The organism is Micromonospora sp. NPDC049799 (assembly GCF_040656655.1).
Classification (GTDB): Bacteria; Actinomycetota; Actinomycetes; order Mycobacteriales; family Micromonosporaceae; genus Micromonospora.
This window is the reverse complement of record NZ_JBFAMU010000287.1, coordinates 1-6,256: the sequence shown is the minus strand read 5'-3', so window position 1 is coordinate 6,256 and position 6,256 is coordinate 1. Positions and strand designations below refer to the sequence as shown.

6 protein-coding genes and 2 pseudogenes are annotated in these 6,256 nt (G+C 73.7%); 2 read left to right on the top strand and 6 right to left on the bottom strand.

Annotation, left to right across the window (positions count from 1 at the left end):
• Positions 1-24 precede the first annotated feature (24 nt).
• The 3 genes and pseudogenes from AB0I76_RS20025 to AB0I76_RS20015 all read right to left on the bottom strand — a co-directional run bounded on the left by AB0I76_RS20025 (position 25) and on the right by AB0I76_RS20015 (position 1,962).
• Positions 25-825, bottom strand: a complete 801-nt coding sequence (locus AB0I76_RS20025; RefSeq protein WP_357037429.1) for a S8 family serine peptidase — start codon at positions 823-825, stop codon at positions 25-27.
• A 44-nt stretch (positions 826-869) separates the two neighbouring features.
• A pseudogene (locus AB0I76_RS20020) lies at positions 870-992 on the bottom strand (3-dehydroquinate synthase); the annotation flags it as partial.
• Positions 993-1,005: 13 nt separating this feature from the next.
• Positions 1,006-1,962 carry a YafY family protein gene (locus AB0I76_RS20015; RefSeq protein ID WP_357037427.1) on the bottom strand — a complete coding sequence of 319 codons (957 nt, stop codon included), beginning with the start codon at positions 1,960-1,962 and terminating at the stop codon, positions 1,006-1,008.
• Positions 1,963-2,045: 83 nt separating this feature from the next.
• On the opposite strand from AB0I76_RS20015, the gene AB0I76_RS20010 reads away from it, so the two are divergent.
• Positions 2,046-2,774: an alpha/beta hydrolase gene (locus AB0I76_RS20010; protein ID WP_357037424.1), complete on the top strand. Its 729-nt coding sequence runs from the start codon at positions 2,046-2,048 to the stop codon at positions 2,772-2,774.
• 6 nt (positions 2,775-2,780) lie between these two features.
• On the opposite strand, the gene AB0I76_RS20005 is transcribed toward AB0I76_RS20010, so the two are convergent.
• Together AB0I76_RS20005 and aroC are read right to left on the bottom strand one after the other, a co-directional pair.
• Complete coding sequence (locus AB0I76_RS20005) at positions 2,781-3,284, bottom strand: shikimate kinase (RefSeq protein WP_357037421.1); 504 nt, start codon at positions 3,282-3,284, stop codon at positions 2,781-2,783.
• Entirely contained in the window at positions 3,284-4,462 is a 1,179-nt protein-coding gene (aroC, locus tag AB0I76_RS20000) for a chorismate synthase (RefSeq protein WP_357037418.1), read from the bottom strand. The genes AB0I76_RS20005 and aroC overlap by 1 nt, the downstream gene beginning before the upstream one ends.
• Before the next feature lie 123 nt (positions 4,463-4,585).
• Between aroC and AB0I76_RS19995 the strand changes: the two genes are divergently transcribed.
• Positions 4,586-5,875 carry a cation:proton antiporter gene (locus tag AB0I76_RS19995; protein WP_357037415.1) on the top strand — a complete coding sequence of 430 codons (1,290 nt, stop codon included), beginning with the start codon at positions 4,586-4,588 and terminating at the stop codon, positions 5,873-5,875.
• 13 nt (positions 5,876-5,888) lie between these two features.
• Here the strand turns inward: AB0I76_RS19995 and AB0I76_RS19990 are convergent.
• Positions 5,889-6,256 (bottom strand): annotated as a pseudogene (locus AB0I76_RS19990) (shikimate dehydrogenase); the annotation flags it as partial.

Here is a 6,256-nt window from a genome sequence, read left to right as displayed (position 1 = left end):
CCTCGGCGGTCCCGCACTCTTCCTCTACGGCCGCATCCGCCTGGAACGGGTCGTGTTCGACCGGCTGTCCATCCGCCGCGTCGTCATGTCGAGGTTGCGCAGCTCCAGGGCCAGCCGCAGGGTCTGCGGGGCCGCGGTGCCGTTGGTGTACGTCACGGTCCGCTCGACCGCCGCGCCACCGGTGGTCACCTGGCCGAAGTCGGCGGTGGCCGACCCGTACACGCGCTGGCCGAGCGCCCGGGACACGTCGACCCGGCCGCCGCCCTGCTCGAAGACGGTCAGCTCGGGGTTCGCCCGCGTGGTGCTGACCAGGGCGTCCTTGAGCTGCCCGGCGGTCCAGTCGGGGTGTTCCTGGGCGAGGATCGCCGCCGCGCCGGCGACGTGCGGCGTGGCCATCGAGGTTCCGGACGCCCGGGTGTACGCGTCACCCACCGGCGTGCCCATGCTCGTGCCCGCGGCGCGGGCGGCGACGATGCCGACACCCGGCGCGGTGATCTCCGGCTTCAGGCCGTTGTCGCCGATCCGCGGACCACGGCTGGAGAAGTCCGCCAGGTTCTCGTCACGATCCACCGCGCCGACGGTCAGGGCCGCGTCGGCCGCACCGGGCGCGCCGACCGTACGCGGTGCGCCCTCGTTGCCGGCGGCGACCACGAACAGGGCGCCGGTGGAGGCGGTGAGGTCGTTGACCGCCTGGCTCATCGGGTCGGTGCCGTCGGTCGGTGCGCCGCCGAGGCTCATGTTGACGACCGTCGCGCCGGAGCGGGCGGCCCACTCCATGCCCGCGATGATCGACGAGCTGTAACCGGAGCCGTAGTCGTCGAGCACCTTGCCGACGAGCAGCTGGGCGCCGGGCGCGACGCCCTTGCGCTGTCCAGCAGGTCACGTCCCACCAGCACGTCGTACGGCCGTTCGCCGCCGACCGGGATCCGGGTCACGTCGTCCATCGCCGGCAGCCTAGTCCAGCGCCGGGCCGCGACGTGGGAACCGTCCACGGACAGGGACACCTCAGCGTCGCGCCCATTCGGCGAGCCGCGCGGCGTGGGCGGCCACCTCGTCGCGCAGTGCGTCCGGCGCGACCACCGTGAACGGCCAGCCCAGCCCGGCCAGCAGCGCGGCCATGCCGTCCAGCCGCTCGACGCGGGCACGCAGCAGCACCCCCTCGGCGGTGGCGGTCAGCTCGGCCACGCTGGGCGGGACCCGTCGCCGGACGGTGGCCAGGTCGATCTCCAGGAGCACCTCGACCTCGTGCGCCCACGGGACGGCGGCCAGGGAGCGGGTCACCTGCGCCACCGGGTCGAAGCCCTCGGGCGTCGTGAAGGTTCCCTCCCCCGCCGTCACCTCGGCGATCCGGTCCAGCCGGAACGTGCGGACCTCGCCACTGTGGTGGTCGTGGCCACTGACGTACCAGCGTCCGACGTGGAAGACCAGACCGTACGGGTCCAGCTCCCGGTCGGAGGGTGCACCGGAACGGGAGCGGTACGCCATCCGCACGCGCCGCCCCTCACGGGCCGCCGTGGCCAGCACCAGCAGCGTGCCGGTGGCCGGGCGGGTGTCCGGCTCGACCCGGCGCAGGGTGAAGGCGAGGTGCTCGCGGACGGCGGCCAGCCGGTCGGCCAGCGCGGCCGGCAGCACCCGACGGATCTTGGCGGCGGCGGTGGCGGTGGCCGGCTGCTCGGTGCCCAGACCGAGCCGTTCGGCGGCGACCAGGCCGAGCAGGACGGCCACCGCCTCGTCGTCGGTCAGCATCAGCGGAGGCAGCTTGTACCCGGGGAGCAGCCGGTACCCGCCGTAGCGGCCCCGGTCGGCGGTGACCGGGATGCCCAGGTCGACGAGGGTGGCGGCGTAGCGGCGCACGGTGCGCTCGTCGACGCCGAGCCGGTTGGCCAGGTCGCCACCGGTGAGCCGGTGGTGGCTCTGCAGCAACTCCAGCAGCCCGAGAACCCGTCCGGCCGGATGCGACACGCGAAACTCCTCGGAAAGCGGGCGGAACCTGTCCGGATTCGATCGTACGGTCGTGGTGACGACGACACGTGAGGGGATCGCAGATGGCGACGTTCGTACTGGTGCCGGGCTTCTGGCTGGGTGGTTGGGCGTGGCGCGAGGTCACGGCGGACCTGCGCGGGCGGGGGCACGAGGTGTACCCGCTGACGCTGACCGGGGTGGCGGAGCGGGACCACCTCGCCGGCCCGGAGGTCGGGCTGGAGACGCACACCCGGGACATCCTCCGGCTGCTGGAGGTGGAGGACCTGCGCGACGTGCTGCTGGTCGGCCACTCCGGGGGCGGGCTACCGGTGGCGCAGGCGGCGGACCGGTCCCCGGACCGGATCGGCCGTGTGGTCTACGTGGAGAGTGGACCGATGCCCGACGGCATGTCGCAGTTCGACAGCAACGAGCCGGAGGAAAAGGAACGGCTGCGCGAGAAGATCGGTGCCGGGCACCTGCTCCCCCCGCCCGACTGGGATCCGGCGTCGGACCCGCGGAACCTGGCCGGGCTGGACGACGTCACGCTGGCCCTCCTGCGGGCACGCGCCACCCCGCATCCGCTGCGCGCCGCCACCGACCCGGTCCGGCGTACCGGCGGGCGAGCCGTGCCGACCGCCCTGGTCGCCAGCACCTTCCCGCTCGACCTGGTGGAACAGATGATCGCGCAGGGGCACCCGTTCTTCGCCGGCCTGGCCGGCGGCCAGGTGCACGCGCTCCCCACCGGGCACTGGCCGATGCTCAGCGAGCCGAAGGCGCTGGCCGACGTCCTCGACCGGATCGCCCGGGGCTGACCGGCCTCACCGCTTCAGCAGGGACGCGATCTCGGCGACGATCGAGTCGAGGTCGCGTCCGTCGGTGACCACGGTCGTGGTGGCCACCTCGGCGTAGAGCGGGCGGCGCTGCTCCATCAGGTGCTTCAGCGTGGCGCGCGGGTTGATCGCCAGCAACGGGCGACCGGCGCCGAGACCGACGCGCTTGACCGCGTCGGGCAGCTCGACGGAGAGGTGCACGACCCGGTGCCCGACCAGCGCGGCGCGGTTCTCCTCGGCGAGGACCGCGCCGCCGCCGAGGGCGAGCACGCCGGGGCAGGAGGCCAGGGCCGCCGCCACCGCCGCCCGTTCCAGCGTACGGAAGTGCTCCTCCCCCTCGTCGATGAAGATCTCCGGGATCGGCTTGCCGGCCATCCGCTCGATGTCGAGGTCGGTGTCCCGGAACTCCACGCCGAGGACGTCGGCGAGCGCCTGCCCGACCGTGGTCTTGCCGGAGCCCGGCGCACCGACCAGGACGCACACCGGCGCCATCAGCGGATCACCAGGGCGTCGAGGTAGCCGGCGAGGTTGCGGCGCATCTCGTCGACCGAGTCACCGCCGAACTTCTCCACCGCGGCCTCGGCGAGCACCAGCGCGACCATCGCCTCGGCGACCACGGCGGCGGCGGGCACCGCGCAGACGTCGGAGCGCTGGTTGATGGCGGTGGCCGGCTCCCCGGTGGTCACGTCGACGGTGGCGAGGGCCCGGTTCAGCGAGGAGATCGGCTTCATCGCGGCCTTCACCCGCAGCGGCTCGCCGGTGGTGATGCCGCCCTCCAGGCCGCCGGCCCGGTCGGTGACCCGCCGGACGCCGGTGGCGGTGGGCAGGATCTCGTCGTGCGCCTCGGAGCCGCGCGAGCGCGCCTGCTGCCAGCCGTCGCCGATCTCCACACCCTTGATGGCCTGGATCGACATCAGCGCGGTGGCGAGCCGGGCGTCGAGCTTGCGGTCCCACTGGACGTGGCTGCCCAGGCCCGGCGGCACCCCGTACGCCAGCACCTCGACCACGCCGCCCAGCGTGTCGGCGGCCTTCTTCGCGGCGTCGACCTCGGCGACCATCCGCGCGCTGGCCTCGGGGTCGAGGCAGCGCAGCGGGTCGGCGTCGATCCGCTGCGCGTCCTCCGGCCGGGGCCGCAGGCCCGGCTTCGCGGCGACCGGTCCCAGCTCGACCACGTGCGAGACGATCTCGATGCCCAGCGCCTGCTGGACGAGGGCCTTGGCGACCGTGCCGACGGCGACCCGGGCGGCGGTCTCCCGGGCGCTGGCCCGCTCCAGGATCGGGCGGGCGTCGGTGTGGCCGTACTTCTGCATGCCGGCGAGGTCGGCGTGACCGGGCCGGGGTCGGGTCAGCGGGGCGTTGCGGGCCTGGCCGGCCAGCTCGTCGGGGTCGACCGGGTCGGCGGCCATCACGGTCTGCCACTTGGGCCACTCCGAGTTGCCGACGCGGATGGCGACCGGGCTGCCGATGGTGCGGCCGTGCCGGAGCCCGCCGATGATCTCGACCTCGTCCTGCTCGAAGGCCATCCGGGCACCCCGGCCGTAGCCGAGCCGGCGCCGGGACAGCTCGCCGGCGATGTCGGTGGTGGTCACCTCGATCCCGGCGGGCACCCCCTCCAGGAGCGCGACGAGGGCGGGGCCGTGCGATTCACCTGCAGTCAACCAGCGCAACACAGCGGTCAGTCTGTCACGGCGGGTGGCCGGGCCGGAGCGGTGCCCGTGCTGTCCCGCCCTGCGGACGCGCTCCTCGCCAATCGGCCACCGATTCTTGCGGGATCGCGGGGAACCCGTACGATCATGGCGGCGCGCCGGGAAGTCTGGTCGGCAACTCCTTCGTCGACCCGTCGGGAGCTTCCGGTGCTGCTCTTCGCGTTCGCGGCCGTCCTGCTGCTGGCCGTCCTGCTCTCCAGCCTGGCCCACCGCACGATCCTGTCCACGGCGGTGCTCTTCCTGGCGGCCGGCTTCATCCTCGGTCCGGAGACCACCGGGGTCCTGAACATCACGGCGGACAGCCCGATCGTCGCCACGCTGGCGGAGCTGGCGCTGTTCACCGTGCTCTTCACCGACGGCATGCGGGTCGGTTGGGCGGACCTCCGCTCGGCCTGGCGGCTACCCGGCCGGGCGCTCGGCTGGGGCCTCCCGCTGACCCTGGCGATCACCGCGCTGCTCGCCCACTACGTGGTCGGACTGGACTGGCCGGAGGCACTGCTGCTCGGGGCGATCCTCGCCCCCACCGACCCGGTCTTCGCCGCCGCGCTGGTCGGCAACGAACGGGTACCCGGGCGGCTGCGGCACCTGCTCAACGTCGAGTCCGGCATCAACGACGGCCTGGCACTGCCGTTCGTGATCCTCTTCCTCGCGGTGGCGTCCGGCTCCGACGACCTGCACCTGGACGAGCTGGGCACCGAACTGCTGCTGGGACTGGTGATCGGCGTCGCGGTGCCGTGGCTGGCGCTGCGGCTGGAGCGCAGCCGGTTCTTCTCCGCCTCCACCCAGTACGAACCGCTCAACGGGGTGGCGATCGGCCTGCTGGTGCTGGCGCTGGGCCAGGTCACCCACGCCAACCTGTTCCTCGCCGCGTTCGCGGCCGGCGTCACCGTGGCCACCTTCGGCGAGCGGCAGCGGGAGAGCTTCGAGCACTTCGGTGAGTTGGTCGCGGAGCTGTTCAAGCTGGGCGCGTTGCTGGTCTTCGGGGCCTTGATCTCGATCGAGTTCCTCGGCGAGATCTCCTGGCCGGGCTGGGTGTTCGCCGCGCTGGCCATCCTGGTGGCCCGCCCGCTCGCACTGGCCGTGTCGTTCATCGGCTCGCACCTGACCCGCACCGAGCAGTTCGCCGCGATGTGGTTCGGCCCGAAGGGCTTCGCGTCGGTCGTCTACGGGCTGCTGGTGCTCCAGGCCGGCATCCCCGCCGGCGACGAGATCTTCCACCTGGTGGCGCTGACCATCGTGCTGTCGATCCTCGCCCACTCGTCCACCGACATCGTGATCGCCCGCATCTTCGACCCGGCCACCACGCCGCACTGGTACTCCCGGCTCCGTCAGGCGTCGACCGACCGACGGGAACGGCGCCAGGAACGGCGGGGCTGAGCGGAGGACGGTGTCAGCGGCGGGCCGCCGCCAGCGCCTCGCGCATCGCGACGACCGGGGCAGCCACCCCGGTGAAGTGGACGAACTGCCCGAGGGCCTGGGCGAGGAGCAGGTCGAGGCCGGAGACGACCGCGCAGCCGGCCGCCTCGGCAGAGGCGGCCAGCGGCGTCGGCCACGGGTCGTAGACGGCGTCGAAGTAGACCGTCCCCGGCCGCCAGTCGACCTCGCCGGCCAGCGGGTCGGCGACACCCTTCGGCACGGTCGACACCACCACGTCGGCCCGCATCCGCCCGGCCGCGTCCGACCAGTCGGCGCCGGTCAGCGCGATCTCCAGCGCCCCCGCCACGGCCGCCAACTCGTCGACCGCCGTCGCCCGCCGGG